Source organism: Bacillus sp. EB600 (assembly GCF_024494385.1).
GTDB lineage: Bacteria > Bacillota > Bacilli > Bacillales > Cytobacillaceae > JAEVLT01.
The window spans coordinates 32,913-52,978 of sequence record NZ_JAEVLT010000032.1; the positions used below are offsets into that span (position 1 = coordinate 32,913).

20 protein-coding genes and 1 tRNA gene are annotated in these 20,066 nt (G+C 39.6%); 20 read left to right on the forward strand and 1 reads right to left on the reverse strand.

The features are described 5' to 3' along the window. Nucleotides 1–143 precede the first annotated feature (143 nt). The 4 genes from yabP to JN080_RS22325 all read left to right on the forward strand — a co-directional run bounded on the left by yabP (nucleotide 144) and on the right by JN080_RS22325 (nucleotide 2,009). On the forward strand, nucleotides 144–446 hold the full coding sequence (gene yabP / locus JN080_RS22310) for a sporulation protein YabP (RefSeq protein WP_256238181.1): 303 nt from the start codon (nucleotides 144–146) through the stop codon (nucleotides 444–446). After that, entirely contained in the window at nucleotides 443–1,075 is a 633-nt protein-coding gene (gene yabQ, locus JN080_RS22315) for a spore cortex biosynthesis protein YabQ (protein ID WP_256238182.1), read from the forward strand. The genes yabP and yabQ overlap by 4 nt, the downstream gene beginning before the upstream one ends. Before the next feature lie 15 nt (nucleotides 1,076–1,090). Beyond that, nucleotides 1,091–1,474: an FtsB family cell division protein gene (locus JN080_RS22320; protein WP_256238183.1), complete on the forward strand. Its 384-nt coding sequence runs from the start codon at nucleotides 1,091–1,093 to the stop codon at nucleotides 1,472–1,474. Nucleotides 1,475–1,568: 94 nt separating this feature from the next. Further along, nucleotides 1,569–2,009 carry a S1 domain-containing RNA-binding protein gene (locus JN080_RS22325; protein ID WP_256238184.1) on the forward strand — a complete coding sequence of 147 codons (441 nt, stop codon included), beginning with the start codon at nucleotides 1,569–1,571 and terminating at the stop codon, nucleotides 2,007–2,009. Nucleotides 2,010–2,119: 110 nt separating this feature from the next. Here the strand turns inward: JN080_RS22325 and JN080_RS22330 are convergent. Continuing rightward, nucleotides 2,120–2,193 (reverse strand) — tRNA-Met (locus tag JN080_RS22330). Nucleotides 2,194–2,402: 209 nt separating this feature from the next. Between JN080_RS22330 and spoIIE the strand changes: the two genes are divergently transcribed. From spoIIE to lysS, 16 genes are all read left to right on the forward strand, one after another. Next, on the forward strand, nucleotides 2,403–4,877 hold the full coding sequence (gene spoIIE / locus JN080_RS22335; RefSeq protein ID WP_256238185.1) for a stage II sporulation protein E: 2,475 nt from the start codon (nucleotides 2,403–2,405) through the stop codon (nucleotides 4,875–4,877). A gap of 352 nt (nucleotides 4,878–5,229) precedes the next feature. Further along, a complete protein-coding gene (locus JN080_RS22340) occupies nucleotides 5,230–5,970 on the forward strand; it encodes a VWA domain-containing protein (RefSeq protein ID WP_256238186.1) in 741 nt (246 codons plus the stop codon). Continuing rightward, the gene (locus JN080_RS22345; RefSeq protein WP_256238202.1) at nucleotides 5,939–6,931 is read left to right on the forward strand and encodes a serine/threonine-protein kinase; all 993 of its coding nucleotides are present in this window, start codon (nucleotides 5,939–5,941) and stop codon (nucleotides 6,929–6,931) included. The genes JN080_RS22340 and JN080_RS22345 overlap by 32 nt, the downstream gene beginning before the upstream one ends. A gap of 106 nt (nucleotides 6,932–7,037) precedes the next feature. Next, the gene (tilS, locus tag JN080_RS22350) at nucleotides 7,038–8,426 is read left to right on the forward strand and encodes a tRNA lysidine(34) synthetase TilS (RefSeq protein WP_256238187.1); all 1,389 of its coding nucleotides are present in this window, start codon (nucleotides 7,038–7,040) and stop codon (nucleotides 8,424–8,426) included. An 18-nt stretch (nucleotides 8,427–8,444) separates the two neighbouring features. Continuing rightward, complete coding sequence (hpt, locus tag JN080_RS22355; RefSeq protein ID WP_256238189.1) at nucleotides 8,445–8,993, forward strand: hypoxanthine phosphoribosyltransferase; 549 nt, start codon at nucleotides 8,445–8,447, stop codon at nucleotides 8,991–8,993. A gap of 134 nt (nucleotides 8,994–9,127) precedes the next feature. Beyond that, complete coding sequence (ftsH, locus tag JN080_RS22360) at nucleotides 9,128–11,095, forward strand: ATP-dependent zinc metalloprotease FtsH (protein WP_256238190.1); 1,968 nt, start codon at nucleotides 9,128–9,130, stop codon at nucleotides 11,093–11,095. A 183-nt stretch (nucleotides 11,096–11,278) separates the two neighbouring features. Then, nucleotides 11,279–12,073, forward strand: a complete 795-nt coding sequence (locus JN080_RS22365; protein ID WP_256238191.1) for a type III pantothenate kinase — start codon at nucleotides 11,279–11,281, stop codon at nucleotides 12,071–12,073. A 14-nt stretch (nucleotides 12,074–12,087) separates the two neighbouring features. After that, the gene (hslO, locus tag JN080_RS22370; protein WP_256238192.1) at nucleotides 12,088–12,966 is read left to right on the forward strand and encodes an Hsp33 family molecular chaperone HslO; all 879 of its coding nucleotides are present in this window, start codon (nucleotides 12,088–12,090) and stop codon (nucleotides 12,964–12,966) included. 24 nt (nucleotides 12,967–12,990) lie between these two features. Then, nucleotides 12,991–13,878: a peptidyl-prolyl cis-trans isomerase gene (locus JN080_RS22375; protein WP_256238193.1), complete on the forward strand. Its 888-nt coding sequence runs from the start codon at nucleotides 12,991–12,993 to the stop codon at nucleotides 13,876–13,878. Between the two features lie 169 nt (nucleotides 13,879–14,047). Next, nucleotides 14,048–14,974 (forward strand): cysteine synthase A, encoded by a 927-nt coding sequence (gene cysK, locus JN080_RS22380; protein WP_256238194.1) that lies wholly within the window; start codon nucleotides 14,048–14,050, stop codon nucleotides 14,972–14,974. 226 nt (nucleotides 14,975–15,200) lie between these two features. After that, the gene (gene folP / locus JN080_RS22385; RefSeq protein WP_256238203.1) at nucleotides 15,201–15,989 is read left to right on the forward strand and encodes a dihydropteroate synthase; all 789 of its coding nucleotides are present in this window, start codon (nucleotides 15,201–15,203) and stop codon (nucleotides 15,987–15,989) included. Next, nucleotides 15,967–16,329, forward strand: coding sequence for a dihydroneopterin aldolase (gene folB / locus JN080_RS22390; protein WP_256238195.1), 363 nt, complete (start codon nucleotides 15,967–15,969; stop codon nucleotides 16,327–16,329). Before folP ends, folB begins: the two co-directional genes overlap by 23 nt. Further along, nucleotides 16,329–16,856 carry a 2-amino-4-hydroxy-6-hydroxymethyldihydropteridine diphosphokinase gene (gene folK, locus JN080_RS22395; protein WP_256238196.1) on the forward strand — a complete coding sequence of 176 codons (528 nt, stop codon included), beginning with the start codon at nucleotides 16,329–16,331 and terminating at the stop codon, nucleotides 16,854–16,856. The genes folB and folK overlap by 1 nt, the downstream gene beginning before the upstream one ends. Beyond that, entirely contained in the window at nucleotides 16,808–17,023 is a 216-nt protein-coding gene (locus JN080_RS22400) for a helix-turn-helix domain-containing protein (RefSeq protein WP_256238197.1), read from the forward strand. Before folK ends, JN080_RS22400 begins: the two co-directional genes overlap by 49 nt. Nucleotides 17,024–17,044: 21 nt before the next feature. Further along, a complete protein-coding gene (gene dusB / locus JN080_RS22405; protein ID WP_256238198.1) occupies nucleotides 17,045–18,046 on the forward strand; it encodes a tRNA dihydrouridine synthase DusB in 1,002 nt (333 codons plus the stop codon). 246 nt (nucleotides 18,047–18,292) lie between these two features. Next, on the forward strand, nucleotides 18,293–19,777 hold the full coding sequence (gene lysS, locus JN080_RS22410; RefSeq protein WP_256238199.1) for a lysine--tRNA ligase: 1,485 nt from the start codon (nucleotides 18,293–18,295) through the stop codon (nucleotides 19,775–19,777). Nucleotides 19,778–20,066: the final 289 nt, after the last annotated feature.

Here is a 20,066-nt window from a genome sequence, read left to right on the forward strand (position 1 = left end):
TTTCACCTTATCTCAGTCGGTGTGCTCCAGTCCATACGTCGCTAAACGGATGCTTCCACTTTTCTTACCGCTTGTTCTATTTTTCTTTCTTCTCACATAAAAATGTACAAAAAGGTTGTACAAAGTGATTGTGAGGGATGAGGATGAGCCAATATTATGAAGCAAACCCGTCTAAGAGTAGTGTTCCTGACCATGATGTGATCATGAGAGGGAGAAAGTTACTCGAAATAACTGGTGTTAAACAAGTCGAAAGTTTTGATAACGAAGAATTCTTACTAGAAACAGTGATGGGCTTTTTAGCAATAAAAGGGCAAAACCTACAAATGAAAAATCTGGATGTTGACAAAGGGATTGTTTCGATAAAAGGGAAAATTTTTGAGTTGATTTATTTAGAGGATCAGCATGGGGAGAAGGCTAAAGGCTTCTTTAGCAAGTTATTCCGATGACACTATCGACACAATTTTTAACAATGCTTTCGATGATTGGAATGGGAGCGTTGTTTGGAAGCATGCTTGATACGTATCAGCGCTTTTTGCACCGTTCAAGACGAAAACATTGGCTTGTTTTTTTAAACGATATTCTTTTTTGGATTATTCAAGCATTACTTATATTTTATATATTATTTCTTATTAATAAGGGTGAAATTAGGTTCTATATTTTTATTGCCCTTGTATGCGGGTTTGCCGCCTATCAAAGTCTGCTTAGGGGTATTTACTTAAGAGTACTGGAAGTGTTGATTCGATCTTTCATTTCGTTGTATAACTTTCTGAAAAAATTAATTTTATTACTTGTCTTTAAACCAGTCAACGGGCTTATTCAACTTGCTATATTCACCATTTTACTTGTTGGCAGGGGTCTTATTTCCCTTGTCAAATTTGTTTTTAGGGTGGTATTATTCATCATAAAGTTCATTTTAAATGTGGTTAAAAAAATAGTATTAATTTTTTGGAAAATGTTGCCGAAGGGGATTAAAAAAACCGTCGAGAAGTTATATAATAGAACGGCAGGAAATTTTAAGGGAATCAAGAATATTATTAATAAGTGGCTAGAGAAATGGAAAAAGCAAGATAAATGAGAGGGGAGTGAAGGTATGGGTGCCATCCAACAAAAGAAAGTAGCCAAAATTGAAACTACCTATGTCCAGCAGCAAGAATTTAGCGAAAATGCAGCGGCTAGGAGAAAGAAAAAACTGCTACGACGGCTTTCTGTATTTTTTGGTTTTGCGTTATTTGTTTCTTATTTTTTGATCTCCAGCATCCTTTCACAAGCCTCTGTTTTAGAAGATAAGACTTCGCAAAAGAAGGCGCTGGATGAAAAGCTAGTTTCATTGAAAAATCAGCAGAAATCACTAAAAGAAGAAATTTCAAATTTAAATAATGATGACTATATTGCTAAACTTGCCAGGAAGGAATACTTTTTATCAAATAAGGATGAAATTATCTTTAATATACCTGACTCAAATAAAGAAAAGTGAACCAAGATGATGTCTTATTGACACTAATTTTTTTCTTTCTGTATAATATATAGTAAGTATGATTTTTTATATTTTAAGGAGGAACATTCTTTTTATGTCAATTGAGGTAGGCAGCAAGTTACAAGGAAAAGTAACAGGGATTACAAAGTTCGGAGCGTTTGTGGAACTGCCGGAGGGTTCAACAGGACTTGTTCACATTAGTGAGGTTGCTGATAATTATGTCAAGGATATTAATGATCATCTTAAAGTTGGCGACCAGGTTGAAGTAAAAGTCATCAATGTTGAGAAAGATGGGAAGATTGGATTATCCATTAAAAAAGCAAAGGATCGCCCAGAAGGTCAAAAACCACATTCACACTCGCATTCGCATTCCCAACGTCCTCGTCAGGGTAGAGCAAATGATCGTAATACTCCTAAACCGGAAAACTTTGAAACGAAAATGGCGAAGTTTTTAAAAGATAGCGAGGATCGATTATCTTCCTTAAAACGAAATACTGAGTCTAAGCGTGGTGGAAGAGGGGCTAGACGAGGTTAACTTTCTGCTTATTACTGAAATAAATAGCAGCTTTTGAATAGACGGGTCCAAACGGCTTGTCTTTTTTGTTTTTAAAAAAGAAGCACCGGCAATGGTGCTTCTTTTAGTTATAGCGGCAGAGGGGATCGAACCCCCGACCTTACGGGTATGAACCGTACGCTCTAGCCAGCTGAGCTACGCCGCCAAAATTATTTAAGACACAATAGATATAATACATAGATTAAAAAATATTGTCAACGTATTTTTGAAGAATTGCATTGATTTTTGTCAAAGTCAGAATATTTTGAATAATAAAGTCGAACAAATTATTGATAATTATCTGCTCTTATGACAATCTTCTGGAGATTCCACTTTTATAATAGTGAAAACAATATGGTGATAGGGAGTGTGGATATGGCAAAGGTAGAACGAAGTTTAATAGATCCAATAGGCGAAGTTAACTTTCAGTCATCGAAAATGGACCTATCAAATAGTATGAAGAAATTACGATTAAAAATAGAAAACCTTCTGATTAGGAAGGGATATCTCATATTGTTGGTTGGGTTTTTGCTTGGACGTGCTCTGATTCTATCAAAGCTTACACCGTTCAGTCTGCCTTTTTTTGCTGTTGTGTTCTTTGTTAAAAAGGATTGGGCACCACTGGCATTGGTAGGATTAGTAGCAGGGGCTGTCACGATTTCGTATGCAAATGCAGCGTCAACCTTTGCAATTTCCTTTTTATTTCTATTTATATATCGAGTGACAAAAAAATGGTTGAAAAATGAAGTGAAGGCACTGCCTGTCTATGTAAGTATCATTCTAGCAGCCGGGAAGCTGACGGAAACATTTATTACCACCGGTCAATTATCCTTATACGATGCGATTATGACAGGAGTACAAGCAGGGCTCGCTTTTATTCTAACCCTCATTTTTTTGCAAAGTATTCCACTCTTAACTTGGAATAAACGGAGACAACCTTTAAAAACAGAAGAGATTGTCTGTGTCATCATTATGCTTGCGTCAATTATGACAGGTACTATTGGCTGGGTAGTTTATAGCCTCTCCGTTGAGCATATCATGTCCCGTTACCTGGTATTGGTATTTTCCTATGTTGCCGGAGCAACAGTAGGTTCAACAGTTGGTGTTGTAACAGGGTTAATCTTTAGTCTTGCAAATGTATCAAGCTTCTACAATATGAGTTTATTAGCCTTCGCTGGAGTATTAGGAGGGCTATTGAAGGAGGGTAAAAAACTTGGCGTTTCAGTCGGCTTGATAATTGCCACGCTTTTGATTGGTATGTACGGCGAAGGAGGCGGGTCAATTTTACTCAACGTATTTGAATCGACTGCAGCAATTGCTATATTTCTCCTCACCCCGAAGGCACTTATTTCCAGGCTTGCAAAATATATCCCGGGTACACCGGAACATATGGCCGAACAGCAAAAATATATGCGGAAAATGAGAGATGTTACTGCACAGCGAGTTTCCCAGTTTTCAAGTGTTTTTCAAGCTCTATCAAAAAGCTTTACACAAAGTAATGAACAGCAGCCAGATCAGGAGGGAGATCGGGAATTAGATTATTTCTTAAGTAATGTTACAGAAAAAACGTGTCAGACGTGTTTCAAAAAAGACCATTGCTGGTCAAGGAATTTTAATACAACATATGAATATATGGAAGATATTATTCATGAAATGGATCAAAATGATGGAAATATTTCAGGGAAATTAACGAGAGAATGGGAGAAGCATTGTACACGATCAAAAAAAGTGATTGAGGTGATCCAACAGGAATTAACCTTTTTCCAGGCAAACCAAAAGTTAAAAAAACAAGTGAAGGAAAGTAGAAAGTTAGTAGCAGACCAATTGCTCGGTGTTTCTGAGGTGATGGATAATTTCGCCAAGGAAATTCAGCGAGAACGGGAAAATCATCATAGACAGGAAGAACAAATTATGGAGGCGCTCCAAGACTTTGGCATTCAGATCGAGCAGGTTGAGATCTATAGCTTAGAAAAGGGAAATGTTGATATTGATATCATTCTTCCTTTCGGCAATGATCATGGTGAATGCGAAAAACTAATTGCCCCATTGCTGACAGATATTTTAGGGGAATCAATCATTGTCAGTACGGAGGAGTCTTCCCCCTATCCAAATGGTTTCTGTCAAGCTACATTTCGTTCTTCAAAGGCCTTTGTGGTTGAAACGGGTGTTGCTCATGCAGCAAAGGATGGCGGTCTTGTTTCTGGTGATAGCTATTCGATGATTGAAATCGGCTGTGGGAAATATGCGATTGCAATCAGCGATGGGATGGGAAATGGGGAAAGGGCCCATTATGAAAGCAAAGAGACGTTGCAGCTCCTCCAAAAGTTTTTACAATCAGGGATAGAGGAAAAGGTTGCAATAAAATCAGTCAATTCCGTTCTTTCGTTGCGAACAACGGATGAAATATTTTCAACTTTAGACCTCGCGATGATTGATTTGCAAAATGCAGCGACCAAATTTCTTAAGATTGGATCGACGCCAAGTTTTATAAAGCGGGGAAATAAGATTATTAAGATTCAGGCCAGCAACCTGCCGATGGGAATCCTTCAAGAATTTGAAGTGGATGTTGTCAGTCAGCAATTAAAGGCGGGTGACCTGCTGATTATGATGAGTGATGGCGTGTTTGAAGGTCCAAAGCATGTTGAAAATTATGATGCATGGATGAAAAGAAAAATCCAGGAGCTTGAAACAGAAGACCCGCAGGAGGTTGCTGACTTAATCATGGAGGAGGTTATTCGCTCACGCTCGGGACTAATTGAGGATGATATGACTGTTACTGTAGCAAAGATTAAACACAATACACCTAAATGGGCATCCATTCCTGTCGAAAAGTTTAAGAAAAGAGCATAATTCCTGACTTTGAGAAATGTCCAGCTTCGACGCACAGGATGTGCTAGTGCCGACGTTGCCGCCAGGACGGCGGCGCTTTTAGTCGGCCAGCGCCCTAGCGTCTAGTGTCCTTCGCTCTCCGCCCTACGATAAGTCAAGCACGAATGCGCCTCCGGCTCTTCGTGTTTCCTTTATCTCAGTCGAAGCGCTCCACAAGGAACGCTTCGGCAGCATAAGCATCGTACGAAGAAAAAGCGTTAGCTTTTTCGAGGAGGCCATACGCCGCTGACCAGGGCGCTTCCGCTTTTCTATGTATAAATCTCTTCCGTCCAGTCGAAAATGGAAGCATCATGGTAAATGGAGGGGAAAATCTATGTACACAGGAAGAATCCGCCAAATTTTATTGATTACAGATGGCTGTTCCAACCAAGGAGAAGATCCGAATGCGATGGCCGCACTTGCTAGAGAAGAGGGAATTACCGTTAATGTTATTGGTGTTATGGAACAGGATATGATTGATGAAAAAGGAATAAAAGAAATTGAGAGCATTGCCCTATCAGGAGGAGGGGTTAGCCAAATTGTTTATGCCCAGCAGCTTTCGCAAACGGTACAGATGGTGACAAGAAAAGCGATGACACAAACGATTCAAGGGGTGGTAAACAAGGAATTACAGCAAATTCTCGGGCGGTCAAAAACACTAGATGATCTTCCTCCTGAAAAGAGGGGTGAGGTGATCGAGGTGGTCGATGAGTTGGGTGAAACGATCGAATTAGATGTTTTAATTCTTGTGGACACCAGCGCAAGTATGAGGCAAAAGCTGCCAACCGTAAAAGAAGCATTAGTAGACCTTTCACTTAGTTTAAATGCAAGGTCAGGCGATAACTATTTTTCCGTCTTTGTATTTCCCGGGAAAAAGAATGACGTCGAAAAGGTATTGGATTGGACGCCGAATCTTCAATCATTGACGAAAATTTTTTCCCAGCTGACAACTGGTGGGATTACTCCAACAGGTCCGGCACTTCGAGCTGCGCTTTCCTCATTCAATCAAAATCATTCTATGAGAAGGAGTCTTCTTTCCCGTGATGATGAATCATTCTTTGAAGAGTCTATGTAAGGTCAATCCAGGTACGGTTATTTTGGGGAAATGGCATCAAAAAAAGTATATGATCGTGAAAGAACTGGGATTTGGGGCAAATGGAATTGTTTATCTTGCTGAACATAAGGGCAAACGGGTTGCGTTAAAAATGAGTGATAACGGAATTTCGATAACCACCGAGGTGAATGTTCTCAAATCCTTTGCAAAGGTCCAGGGGTCTTCCCTCGGGCCTTCTTTGATTGATGTAGATGATTGGTTAAATAATCGAGTTAGTGTCTCCTTTTATGTAATGGAATATATAGATGGTCCAAACCTATTATCCTTTATTGGACAAAAAGGAAAGTCCTGGACAGTTGTCTTACTTCTTCAATTATTAAAAGATCTTGAAACACTTCATCACAATGGCTGGGTCTTTGGTGACTTGAAACCGGAAAATCTGATTATTACTGGACCTCCGAGTAGAATCCGCTGTATTGATGTAGGAGGAACAACGATTCAAGGCAGAGCTATAAAAGAATTCACTGAGTTTTATGACCGTGGTTATTGGGGGTTGGGTTCAAGGAAAGCAGAGCCAAGCTACGATTTATTTGCCGCCGGCATGATTATGATCAATACTGCTTACCCAAACCGTTTTTCAAAAAAAGCCGGGGGCATTTCACAATTAAGGGAAGCAATAAGGCAAAAACAAGAACTTATTCCTTTTGAACGAGTAATTGTACGGTCGCTTCAGGGCGGTTATCAAAGTGCTAAACAAATGCGGGATGACTTGCTTGCTCTGGTAACAAATCAACAGGTCTCTGACAACGCCCCTGAACCGTCCGTTTCAAAACAAGCAAGTTTTAACAAACCAAAAGCAAACCAATACCCATCCAGAAAAACCTATAAGAAAAAAAAGAAAAGCCGCGGCTGGGCTGAAACCTTATTCATTTTGCTGTTAATGGTTTGTTTATATACTTTGTATATTATGTTTAGAAATTAATAAATTTTTGAAACTATTATCATTTTTGTTCGTAGATAATAGAAATAAATATAAAAGCTAATATTAAAATAAAGGCAAAGATAATAATTGTAAGGAAGAATGTAAAATGTTAGAAGCAAAGGTAGAGGCTTTTCTAGAAAGACATTTATTTTCATTAAAAAACAAAAAAATCATTGTTGGAGTTTCGGGAGGCCCGGATTCACTAGCGTTGTTACATTACCTACAGGGTCAAAAAGAAAAACAGAGGTTTTCCATTATCGTTGCCCATGTAGATCATATGTTTCGCGGGGAGGAGTCCTATCAGGATGCGTTGTTTGTAAAAGATTATTGTGAGCAGTTCTCAATCCCATTTGAAATGGAACAAATTAATGTTCCGGAACTAATGAAGGAAACTGGAAAAAGTGCCGAAGTGGCGGGGAGGGATGCTCGTTATGGATTTTTTGCTAAAGTTATGAGTGAAAATGATTATCCATATTTAGCACTTGCCCATCATGGAGATGATCAAATTGAAACCATTCTTATGCGTTTTACAAGGGGAAGTACTGGAAAGGCAAGAGCAGGAATTCCGTTTCAGCGTCCTTTTCAAAATGGTTTAATCTTTCGTCCATTTCTAGCCTTGACAAAGAAAGAAATTGAGGAGTACTGTGACCAATATCAGTTAGTTCCTCGTATAGACCCAAGCAACAAGGAAAGTATTTATAGCAGAAATCGCTTTCGTAAGGTGGTATTACCTTTTTTAAAAGAGGAAAATAGAAACGTTCATGAACATTTTCAACGTTTTAGCGAAGAAACGCAAAGTGATGAAGACTATCTTCAGGAATTAACTGTCCAAAGCATGAATACAGTAATGACAATAAGAGAAGCGCAACAAATAGCCATTGACATTAAACGCTTTTTCAAAATGCCAATACCTTTACAAAGGAGAGGGATTCAACTAATATTAAACTATCTTTACAAAGAAAGGCCTGCTTCACTTTCGGCCATACATATTCATCAGGTTATTGCGATGATCAGTCGGCCGCATCCTTCAGGAACACTAGACCTTCCCAATGGACTAAAGGTTATTCGTTCCTATCAGCAATGCCATTTTCAATTCAACATAGACAAACCGCTATCCTTTCAATTTGAATTGATAGAACCAGGTACGATTCATCTGCCTGAACATGGAACCATAAACATGGAATATGTTGAATTACCAGCATCCATTCCAAATCGGTTTACAGCCTTGTTTGCTCGGGATATGGTTACATTACCCTTAACAATCCGAACTAGGAAAGCTGGAGACCGAATGTCGTTAAAAGGAATGTCCGGCTCAAAAAAGGTTAAGGATATTTTTATTGATCTAAAAATCCCGATCCAGGAGAGGGACACATGGCCTGTTGTGACGGATCAGGATGGCTGTATTCTTTGGCTTCCAGGTTTAAAAAAATCAGCAATTGAAGGTATAGGTAGTACATCAGGGTATTATATCCAACTTACATATAAAAAGCAGTGACTTCTAGGAGGAAAAATTTTGATGGAAAATGATATTGAAAAGATTTTAGTTAGTGAGGAAGAGATTCAAGCAAAAATAAAGTCGTTAGCGCAGCAGTTAACAGAGGAGTATAAAGACCGATTCCCACTAGCAATTGGAGTGTTAAAAGGTGCTATGCCTTTTATGGCCGATTTACTTAAGCGGATGGATTGCTTCTTGGAAATGGACTTTATGGATGTTTCCAGCTATGGTAATTCAACTGTCTCTACAGGGGAAGTCAAAATCCTCAAAGATTTAGATACTTCAGTAGAGGGAAGGGATTTATTAATAATCGAAGATATCATTGATAGCGGTTTAACCTTAAGCTACCTTGTTGAACTGTTTCGATATCGAAAAGCAAAGTCCGTTAAAATTGTTACGTTGCTTGATAAGCCAAAAGGAAGGAAGAGTGAGATTGAAGCTGATTATGTAGGGTTTCATGTTCCAAATGAATTTGTTGTTGGATATGGTTTAGATTACGCTGAAAAATATCGTAACTTGCCATATATCGGAATATTGAAACCTGAAGTATATAGTAACAACAATTAAGCAAAACCTATAGTAAATCACTTTATTTAATTCCATCATGTAAGTCTTATTTGTTTGAGCGTTATTCCTTGTATTGCCATGATTTTCTATGATACTATTTAGTATAGTTTTTCTACCGTGGGAGGAGGTAAGGGATGAACCGGATTTTCCGTAATACCATCTTTTATTTATTAATATTTTTAGTCATTATAGGTGTGGTTAGCTTTTTTAACGGAAGCAATGAACCAACCGATCATATATCATATGATAAATTTGTTTCCAATTTAGAAAAAGGCCAGGTTAAGTCCTTTTCTATGCAGCCTGACCGGGGCGTCTATGAGGTACGTGGCCAATCTGATAATGGTAAAAGCTTCTTAACCTATATTCCAAGCAGCGAGAAAATTCAAGATCGAATTGATAAAGCTGCAGCAACTGCTAAAGTGGATGTTTTACCTGCCAAGGAAACAAGCGGCTGGGTAACGTTCTTTACATCCATCATTCCGTTTGTGATTATTTTTATCTTGTTCTTTTTCTTATTGAATCAGGCTCAAGGCGGCGGCAGCCGGGTGATGAACTTTGGCAAAAGTAAAGCCAGACTCTATAACGATGACAAGAAAAAGGTCCGTTTTAGAGATGTAGCCGGTGCAGATGAGGAAAAGCAGGAATTAATTGAGGTAGTAGAATTTTTGAAGGACCCGCGGAAATTTGCTGAACTGGGTGCCCGTATTCCAAAAGGAGTGCTCCTTGTCGGACCTCCCGGAACAGGAAAAACGTTGCTTGCCAGGGCAGTTGCTGGAGAAGCAGGAGTTCCATTTTTCTCTATCAGTGGATCAGACTTCGTTGAAATGTTTGTTGGGGTTGGAGCATCCCGTGTTCGAGACTTGTTTGAAAATGCAAAGAAAAATGCTCCATGTATTATCTTTATTGATGAAATTGATGCTGTTGGACGCCAGCGGGGCGCTGGTCTAGGCGGCGGACATGATGAACGCGAACAAACATTGAACCAATTGCTTGTTGAAATGGATGGCTTTGGTGTAAATGAGGGAATTATTATCATTGCAGCTACAAACCGTCCTGATATCCTAGATCCAGCCTTGTTGCGTCCTGGCCGTTTTGACAGGCAAATCACGGTTGACCGTCCGGATGTTACTGGCCGTGAGGCTGTTCTTAAAGTCCATGCCCGAAATAAACCTTTAGATGATTCAGTAAGATTAGGGGCAATTGCAAAAGGGACGCCTGGCTTCTCTGGAGCGGATCTTGAAAACTTATTGAATGAGGCTGCTTTAGTCGCAGCCCGTCGAAATAAAAAGAAAATCGATATGGATGATGTTGATGAAGCAACCGACCGTGTCATTGCTGGTGTTGCGAAGAGGAGCCGTGTGATCTCCGAAAAAGAACGCAATATTGTTGCTTTCCATGAAGGTGGTCATACTGTTATCGGTTTAGTACTGAACGAAGCGGAAATTGTCCAAAAGGTTACCATTGTTCCACGCGGACAAGCTGGCGGCTATGCGGTCATGCTTCCTAAGGAAGATCGCTATTTCATGACAAAGCCAGAATTACTGGATAAGATTACCGGCCTTCTTGGCGGTCGTGTATCTGAAGAAATTGTCTTTGGAGAGGTAAGTACTGGAGCACACAATGACTTTCAGCGTGCTACGGCGCTGGCTCGAAAAATGGTTACTGAATACGGCATGAGCGATAAGCTTGGTCCATTGCAATTTGGTCAGGCACAAGGTGGTCAGGTTTTCCTTGGCCGTGACATTAACAATGATCAAAATTATTCAGATGCGATTGCTTATGAAATTGACCTTGAAATGCAAAGAATTATTAAAGAATGTTATGCAAAAGCGAAACAGATCTTAACAGAGAATCGTGATAAGCTTAATCTTATTGCTACAACGCTTCTTGAGGTGGAAACGCTTGATGCAGACCAAATTAAATATTTGATTGACAATGGTCATTTGCCGGAAAAGCCAAAGGTTTTACACCCTGAATTGTCGAAAACAGATGATGTAAAGGTAAACATTAATTCGAAAAAGGATGAAGAGGTTGACCTATCGAAACCTGAGTCAACTGATTCTGAATCATCCTCTGAAAGTAATGATAAACCAACAAAATAATTAATCCTAAAAAGAGTGCTTCGAATGCGAAGCACTCTTTTTACTTTATTCTAGAGGTAAAATAAGAAGTGGCTCCTTTGTTGGAAACGATTACTAAACAGCTGTTTACTTTAACGAATAAATGCATTTGTGGTATGATGTTTGCAGTGAAAATTAAAGACTTTGGATAAAGTGGTGATTGAGTTGATTTTTGTAGTTGATGTCGGGAATACAAACATTGTTTTAGGCGTATATGAATTTGATGAGTTGAAGTTTCATTGGCGGATTGAAACCGATCGTAACCGATCTGCGGATGAGTATGGAATGGTTATTAAGTCCTTATTTGATTTTTCCAACCTCTCATTCACCCAAATAAGCGGGATTATTATTTCTTCCGTAGTACCGCCAATCATGTTTTCGTTAGAGAGAATGTGTCAAAAATACTTTAATGTTAAACCGATTGTGGTTGGGCCTGGAATTAAGACGGGTCTGGATCTAAAAGTTGATAATCCTCGTGAAGTTGGTGCTGACCGAATTGTCAATGCGGTTGCTGCAATCTATGAATATGGAAGCCCGCTGATTATTATCGATTTTGGAACGGCAACTACGTTCTGTTATATAAATGAGAATCGCCAGTATATGGGCGGTGCGATTGCCCCGGGTATCAATATTTCGACCGAAGCACTCTATTCAAAAGCAGCGAAACTTCCAAGAATTGAGATTGCATGTCCAGAGGGGGGCGTTATTGGCAAAAACACCGTTGCCTCTATGCAGTCAGGAGTGCTGTATGGCTACGTTGGCCAAGTAGAGGGTATTGTAAGACGAATGATAGAGGAAACTGAAACTGCAAAAAAACCAAGTGTCATTGCTACAGGTGGCTTGTCGCAGTTAATTGCCCGAGAGTCTGACATGATTGATATTGTTGATCCTTTTTTAACATTAAAGGGGTTACAGTTAATCTATAAGCGTAACATGGATATGATAAGAAAGGACAGCTAGAAAGGAGATAAGTGATGAATGATTACCTTGTAAAGGCAATTGCCTGTGATGGGCAGGTCAGAGCATACGCGGTACGAACTACGGATACTGTTGCAGAAGCACAGCGTCGGCATCAAACATGGCGGACAGCCTCGGCGGCCTTAGGACGGTCGATGACAGCTGGTGTGATGATGGGTGCAATGCTTAAGGGGGAGGAAAAACTGACGATAAAGATAGAGGGTGACGGTCCTCTAGGTCATATTTTGGTTGATAGTAACGCTAAAGGCGATGTTCGCGGTTATGTCCAAAATCCCCACGTTGACTTTGAAGCAAATGAGCATGGAAAGCTTGATGTTAAAAGAGCGGTAGGAACTTCGGGCTCTTTAGCAGTCGTAAAGGATATAGGCCTCCGTGATTATTTTACAGGCCAGGTACCGCTTGTCTCAGGAGAATTAGGTGAAGACTTTACTTATTATTTTGTCACCTCAGAACAGGTTCCCTCCTCCGTGGGCGTCGGTGTTTTAGTGAATCCTGATGACACTATTTTGGCAGCAGGCGGGTTTATTCTTCAGTTAATGCCAGGTACAGAAGATGAAACCATTACCAAAATCGAAGAAAGCTTAAAGACGATTCCTCCCATTTCAAAATTAATTGAAGCAGGATTAACTCCAGAAGAAATATTGGAAAGGCTTTTTGGAAAAGAAGATATTAATATCCTAGCCAAAATGCCTGTCCAATTTGAGTGTACCTGTTCAAAGAAGCGATTTGGAGACGCAATTATCAGTCTTGGAAAAGAAGAAATTACAGATATGATTGAAACTGATGGAATGGCGGAAGCACATTGCCATTTTTGCAATGAAAAGTATATTTATTCTCGGGAAGAGTTAGAAACGTTTCTAGAGGAAGCAAAATAGATAGAGCTGTTGGGAGAGAGGGAAGTGCGGGGGAAGGACCTTTTGCTCATCATTGGCGGGCTTATTTTATTAAATTGCCTAACCGTTATTTACTTTTTGTCTAAATCCCACGGTGGAAATGGAATGGGTCCCACAGAAAAAGTAGCTACGATAGGTGATCAGTCCATTTCACGGCAGGAATGGCTTAACGAATTAGAAGCAAGGTATGGTAAAGATGTCTTAAAAGATATGATTGACCAACAGGTGATTAGCGAAGTGGCGGCAAAATCGAATATATTAGTTTCGGATAATGAGGTTAACCAGGAATTCAAAATGGCTCAAGCGGCTTATATTGCTCCAAGCAAGGCGATTGATGAGAAGAAGTGGAAGGAGCAAATAAAAAGCAGCTTATTGCTTGAGGAGATTCTTACAAAAGATGTTATTGTTTCAAATAAAGAGATAAGCAGCTATTATAAGAAAAATAAAAGCCAATTTTACGTTCCTACTACCTATCACCTATCACATATTCTCGTAAAAACGAAAAGTGAAGCAAAGAAAGCTTACCAGGAATTATCATCTGGATCCAGTTTTTCTGCTTTGGCAATGGAACGATCAACCGATGTTTTCTCTGCAAATCAGGGTGGAGACATTGGCTTTATTAGTGAGGATGATGAACAGTACCCTGCGGATTATCTAAAAGCAGCAAAGGATTTAAAAGTCGGTCAATGGAGTAAACCAATCAAAGAAAAGCAGGGATACGCGATTATAAAGCTACATAAAGTGATAAAGGGGAAAATTTACTCATATAGCGAAGTCAAAGCAAAAATTCGCCGGGCAATCGCAATGGAACAAATAAAAGTACCAATTTCAGCTCAATCATTTTGGGATGAAGCAAAGGTAACCTGGTTCTATGGAACTAATCAGGATAAATAAAGAAAAATAAGATTTGTTTTTCATTATGGAATCAAGCCTCTAATCCTCATAAAATTTAGAATAAAACATTTTTTATTAGTAAAAATTAACTAAAGTAATTGACAACGGACTTAGAAAGTTATAAATTCAATATAACCAATAAAAATACTCGGGAATAGAGGTGGCCACAATGGTGCGTGTTGCAAATTCAGTTGCCGAATTAGTCGGTCAAACACCAATTGTAAAGTTAAACAGATTAGTTGATGAAAATAGTGCTGAGGTTTATTTGAAATTAGAATATTTCAATCCTGGAAGCAGTGTTAAAGATCGTATTGCATTAGCTATGATTGAAGCTGCTGAACAACAAGGTGTAATTAAACCTGGGGATACAATTGTTGAACCTACAAGCGGAAATACTGGTATTGGACTTGCCATGATTGCAGCTGCAAAAGGTTATAAAGCTGTATTCGTAATGCCTGAAACAATGAGTTTAGAAAGACGTAACCTGCTTCGTGCTTATGGCGCTGAGCTTGTGTTAACCCCTGGACCAGACGGTATGAAGGGTGCAATTGCAAAAGCAGAAGAGCTTGTTAAAGAGAAGGGCTACTTCTTACCACAACAATTCACAAACCCTGCTAACCCAGAAGTTCACAAACGGACAACAGGTAAAGAAATTGTTGAACAAATGGATCAATTAGATGCATTTGTTGCCGGTATTGGAACAGGCGGAACGATTACCGGTGCAGGAAGCGTTTTACGTGAAAAATTCCCTGAAATTAAAATTTACGCTATTGAGCCAAAGGATTCTGCAATACTTTCAGGAGGTAAACCTGGACCACATAAACTTCAAGGACTTGGTGCAGGATTTGTACCAGCTGTCTTAAATACAGATATATATGATGAAGTTATCCAAGTAACTACAGATGAAGCTTTCGAAGCTGCACGCCGTGCCGGCAGAGAAGAAGGAATTCTGGGCGGAATTTCTTCAGGGGCTGCAATTCATGCGGCAGTTGAAGTAGCTAAAAAATTAGGTAAAGGCAAAAAAGTACTTGCCATTATCCCTGATAACGGCGAACGTTATTTAAGTACAGCACTTTATCAATACGATGCCGAATAATAAGAAATGCTGAAGGTGCTTGTTTGCGCTGAGGCTTATTAGCATTAAAAGGAAAGGCATTGGCGTGGGCCAATGCTTTTTTCTTTTTTCAAAAAAGTGTCAGATCGTGTATGATAAAAGAGATAATTGAAGAACGGAAATGGAGGAAAATAGCTTGAAAGAAAAGTTTACAAAGACGATTCAGTGCGGTCCATATACATTGGATTACGGAAAAAAGACGATTATTATGGGTATCTTAAATGTAACCCCTGATTCATTTTCTGACGGCGGAAAGTTTAACAATCTGAACAGTGCGATCGAACATGCCCAAGAGATGGTTGAAAATGGGGCAGATATCATTGATATCGGCGGTGAATCAACAAGGCCTGGACATACACCTCTTTCTGTTGAAGAAGAGCTTGAACGGGTCATACCTGCTGTTAAAGCGATAGCGAAGCATGTCCATGTTCCTATATCAGTTGATACATTCAAGGCTGAAGTTGCAAAGCAATCCATTGAAGCGGGTGCCCATATCATTAATGATATTTGGGGAGCAAAAGCGGATCCACAGATGGCAGCGGTTGCTGCAGAGTGCAATGTACCGATAATCCTGATGCATAATCGCCCTGAACGGAACTATCAACAGTTTATGAGAGATGCTTTGAATGATTTGTATGAAAGTATTATGCTTGTTAAGAATGCTGGCGTAAAGGGTGAAAATATCATTTTGGATCCGGGAATTGGTTTTGCAAAGGATTATCAGGAAGATGTAGAAATGATGCAAAATCTTGAAATTCTTGTCGCAACGGGTTATCCTGTTCTTTTAGCCACCTCCCGCAAAAGGATGGTTGGAAACGCCCTTGAGTTGCCTGTTGATCAAAGAATGGAAGGAACGGGTGCAACAGTTTGCTACGGAATCCAAAAGGGCTGTCAGATGGTTCGTGTTCATGATGTAAAAGAAATAGCCAGGATGGCAAAAATGATGGATGTTTTAATGGGCAAAGGTGATGCAGTTGGACAAAATATACGTAAATAAAATGGAGTTTTACGGCTATCATGGTGTTTTCCCCGAGGAAAACAAGCTCGGCCAGCGGTTTGTTGTTGATTTAAGCGTATCGCTTGATTTAACAAGGGCTGGACAAACTGATCAGCTAGAGCATTCGGTCAATTATGGCGAGCTGTATAGTGTTTGTCAGAAGATTGTTGAGGGAGATCCTGCCAAGTTAGTTGAAACAGTTGCAGAACGAATTGCAGGGAAAATCTTAAAAGACTTTTCGCTTGTTTCGGAGGTAACTGTTATGTTGATTAAACCTGACCCGCCAATTCCGGGCCATTATCAGTCTGTGGCGATCGAGATAACGAGGAGAAGATCATAGTGGAAAATACAGCATTTATCGGCCTTGGTTCCAATATGGGAGACCGCTATCAGTATTTGATAAAAGCAATTGACCTTTTAGACTGTCATTCCGCAATCGAACTGGTAAATGTTTCATCTGTTTATGAAACTGATCCGGTTGGTTACGAGGAGCAGGATCTATTTTTAAATATGGTGATTGAGGTCAAAACTTATTTAACTGCAAATGAATTACTTGCAAACTGTATGAACATTGAGCAGTTACTTGGAAGAAAAAGGGAACTAAGGTGGGGACCACGAACAATTGACCTTGACATTCTTCTCTTTAACCAAGAAAATATTGAAACAGAGAAGCTTATTGTGCCACATCCACGGATGCTTGAAAGAGCGTTTGTTATGGTCCCTCTTTTAGAAATTCGTCCAGACATCCGGTTTCCTGCACTAGATCAATCTCGGTTCTTGCGTCATGGTCAATCACGTAATACAGAAGGAGTTCGAATATGGAAGCGGAAAAATGGGGAAGACGTATTCGTGCCTATCGAAAGCTAAAAGGTTTTACACAAGAAAGCTTTTCGAAGGAGCTTGGTGTTTCAGTCTCAATACTAGGTGAGGTTGAAAGAGGCAACCGTCTCCCGTCAGTAGACTTTTTAGAAAAAATAGCCGGAGCCTTGAGGATAACGGTAGATGACTTAACACCCCCTAACGAAAATAGTTAAGACAATTGGGAGGTATCCTTTATGTTAAAAATCGGTGATATCACCTTAAAAAATCAGGTTGTTTTGGCACCGATGGCCGGCGTTTGCAACTCTGCATTCCGTTTAACGGTAAAAGAGTTTGGCGCTGGACTTGTGTGTGCTGAAATGGTCAGTGACAAAGGCATTGTTTCAAAAAATGAAAAAACGATGAACATGCTTTATATAGATGAGCGGGAAAAACCGCTTAGCCTGCAAATTTTTGGCGGTGAAAAAGAAACGCTTGTCGATGCAGCGCAATTTGTTGACCGGAACACGAATGCCGATATTATTGATATTAATATGGGATGCCCAGTTCCTAAGATTACAAAGTGTGATGCTGGTGCAAAATGGCTGCTTGATCCGGATAAAATATATGAAATGGTCGCCAGTGTTGTTGAAGCAGTCGAAAAGCCTGTAACGGTAAAAATGCGAATGGGCTGGGATGAACAGCATATCTTTGCTGTAAAGAATGCTCAGGCTGTTGAACGTGCCGGTGGACAAGCTGTTTCTCTCCACGGTCGAACACGTGTCCAAATGTATGAAGGAAAATCGAACTGGGATATTATTCGTGAAGTGAAGCAATCTGTTAACATTCCGATCATCGGGAATGGTGATGTTCAAACACCGCAGGATGCAAAAAGAATGCTGGAGGAAACAGGCTGTGATGGTGTTATGATTGGTAGAGCGGCTTTAGGTAATCCATGGATGATTTACCGTACCGTCCAATACCTTGAAACGGGTAAGTTAATGGGTGAGCCTTCCATCCGTGAAAAAATGACTGTTTGTATTCTTCACCTGGATCGTTTAATTGCCCTGAAAGGTGAGTACATTGGCGTTCGTGAAATGCGCAAGCATGCAGCATGGTATTTAAAAGGTATTCGCGGTAATGCAATGGTACGTAATCTGATTAACGAGTGCAGCACGAGAGTGGATTTGGTTTCACTGTTAAATCAACTCGTCGTTGATGTGGAAGAAAATGAGAGAGATCAGGCTATTGTTGGTTAACCAATCCAATTTTTAAAAGCCTAAAAAGCCGATAAAATTTGACTTTTGGAGTCTCCTTTTCTATAATACCTTTGTTAAAGATGCAGACTGCCAGTGAAATAGCTGGCAGTTTTTATATATATTTAACTTTTTTACTGTCTGTTTTCTTAAGTTTGTGTAAAATAGTAAAGTATGTGTATATAAACAAGTCCTGAGATCAGCATTGCTTTTTACATATTGAGATGAAATTAATTGGAGTGATAGTGTATGAGTCAAGAGGAATTAAATGATCAATTCATTGTTAGACGTGAAAAAATGAATCAAATGCGTGCAAATGGAATAGATCCATTCGGTAAACGTTTTGAAAGAACGAACCTTGCAAAGGAATTAATCGAAGCATATAGTGAGCTAGAACATGACGAGCTTGAGGCAAAGGATCTTTCCGCTACAGTTGCTGGAAGAATTATGACCAAGCGTGGTAAAGGGAAAGCTGGATTTGCTCATATTCAGGATTTATCTGGCCAAATTCAAATTTATGTAAGAATGGATGCTGTTGGAGAAGAACAGTATAAAACGTTTACTACTGCTGACTTAGGCGATATTATTGGTGTTTCCGGAGCGATTTTTAAAACGAAAACAGGCGAATTGTCCATAAAAGTAAAAGACTTTGTCTTTTTGACGAAGGCACTCCGTCCTTTACCAGATAAATTTCATGGTCTTAAGGATGTTGAGCAGCGTTACCGCCAACGCTATTTAGACTTAATTATGAGCCAAGAAAGCAAGGAAACCTTTATTACCCGCAGTAAAATTATTCAATCAATGCGCCGGTATTTAGACGATCATGGCTACCTAGAGGTTGAAACACCGATGATGCACGCCATTGCTGGTGGTGCAGCGGCACGTCCGTTTATTACCCATCATAATGCTCTTGATATGGAACTTTATATGCGGATTGCAATTGAATTGCACTTAAAGAGGTTAATTGTCGGCGGCCTTGAGAAAGTTTATGAAATTGGCCGTGTATTCCGAAATGAAGGAATAGACACCCGCCATAATCCTGAGTTTACAATGATTGAGCTTTACGAAGCATATGCAGACTTCAACGATATTATGAGCTTAACAGAAAATGTAATTGCTCATATTGCTAAAGAAGTATTAGGAACAACTAAGATTAAGTACGGTGAGTATGATGTGGACCTAGAACCTGAGTGGAAAAGGCTCCATATGGTTGACGCCATTAAAGAATACACTGGCGTTGACTTCTGGAAAGAGATGAGTGTAGAAGAAGCTCGTCAGCTTGCAAAAGAACACGATGTAGAAATAACAGATCATATGCTCTACGGCCATATTGTGAATGAATTCTTTGAACAAAAAGTGGAAGAGAAGCTGATTCAGCCAACGTTTATTTATGGACATCCAGTTGAAATTTCTCCACTAGCAAAGAAAAATGAAGAGGATCCCCGCTTTACTGATCGTTTTGAGTTGTTTATAGTTGCCCGCGAACATGCAAATGCCTTTACGGAGCTAAACGATCCAATCGATCAAAGGGAACGTTTTGAGGCCCAGCTGAAGGAACGTGAACAGGGTAATGATGAAGCCCATATGATGGACGAAGACTTTGTCGAAGCACTTGAATATGGAATGCCACCAACTGGCGGATTAGGAATTGGGGTCGACCGTTTAGTGATGTTATTAACGAACTCACCGTCTATCCGGGATGTATTGTTATTCCCATTAATGCGTCATCGTTAAGATTTTGACTAAAAAGCATTAGATATGATGTGCCCCCTAGTTGGACTGGAAAATCCAACTAAGGGGGTTTTTGTATGTCAAGGTTTCAAGTGAGTTTAGGGAATAGGTTGTTTTAAAATTATTTTAAGGAATTTGTCGAAAAAAGTGTCCAAAGCTATTGCATATATCGAATTATGGTGGTATAGTATTAAATGTTGTTGCAAGACAGCAAACAAAAAATAAAAAGTTGTTGACATCACGTTAATAACTTGGTAATATTATAAAGTCGCTTTTGAGCGACGGAGTAATT

Bases quoted from the DNA above. Each gene is read 5' to 3' on its own strand.
- folP (WP_256238203.1), top strand. From the start codon at position 15,201: ATGGGTATCTTAAATGTAACCCCTGATTCATTTTCTGACGGCGGAAAG.
- spoIIE (WP_256238185.1), top strand. From the start codon at position 2,403: ATGGCAAAGGTAGAACGAAGTTTAATAGATCCAATAGGCGAAGTTAAC.
- JN080_RS22345 (WP_256238202.1), top strand. From the start codon at position 5,939: ATGATGAATCATTCTTTGAAGAGTCTATGTAAGGTCAATCCAGGTACG.
- JN080_RS22325 (WP_256238184.1), top strand. From the start codon at position 1,569: ATGTCAATTGAGGTAGGCAGCAAGTTACAAGGAAAAGTAACAGGGATT.
- yabQ (WP_256238182.1), top strand. From the start codon at position 443: ATGACACTATCGACACAATTTTTAACAATGCTTTCGATGATTGGAATG.
- cysK (WP_256238194.1), top strand. From the start codon at position 14,048: ATGGTGCGTGTTGCAAATTCAGTTGCCGAATTAGTCGGTCAAACACCA.
- JN080_RS22340 (WP_256238186.1), top strand. From the start codon at position 5,230: ATGTACACAGGAAGAATCCGCCAAATTTTATTGATTACAGATGGCTGT.
- lysS (WP_256238199.1), top strand. From the start codon at position 18,293: ATGAGTCAAGAGGAATTAAATGATCAATTCATTGTTAGACGTGAAAAA.
- ftsH (WP_256238190.1), top strand. From the start codon at position 9,128: ATGAACCGGATTTTCCGTAATACCATCTTTTATTTATTAATATTTTTA.
- tilS (WP_256238187.1), top strand. From the start codon at position 7,038: ATGTTAGAAGCAAAGGTAGAGGCTTTTCTAGAAAGACATTTATTTTCA.
- JN080_RS22400 (WP_256238197.1), top strand. From the start codon at position 16,808: ATGGAAGCGGAAAAATGGGGAAGACGTATTCGTGCCTATCGAAAGCTA.
- hslO (WP_256238192.1), top strand. From the start codon at position 12,088: ATGAATGATTACCTTGTAAAGGCAATTGCCTGTGATGGGCAGGTCAGA.
- yabP (WP_256238181.1), top strand. From the start codon at position 144: ATGAGCCAATATTATGAAGCAAACCCGTCTAAGAGTAGTGTTCCTGAC.
- JN080_RS22320 (WP_256238183.1), top strand. From the start codon at position 1,091: ATGGGTGCCATCCAACAAAAGAAAGTAGCCAAAATTGAAACTACCTAT.
- dusB (WP_256238198.1), top strand. From the start codon at position 17,045: ATGTTAAAAATCGGTGATATCACCTTAAAAAATCAGGTTGTTTTGGCA.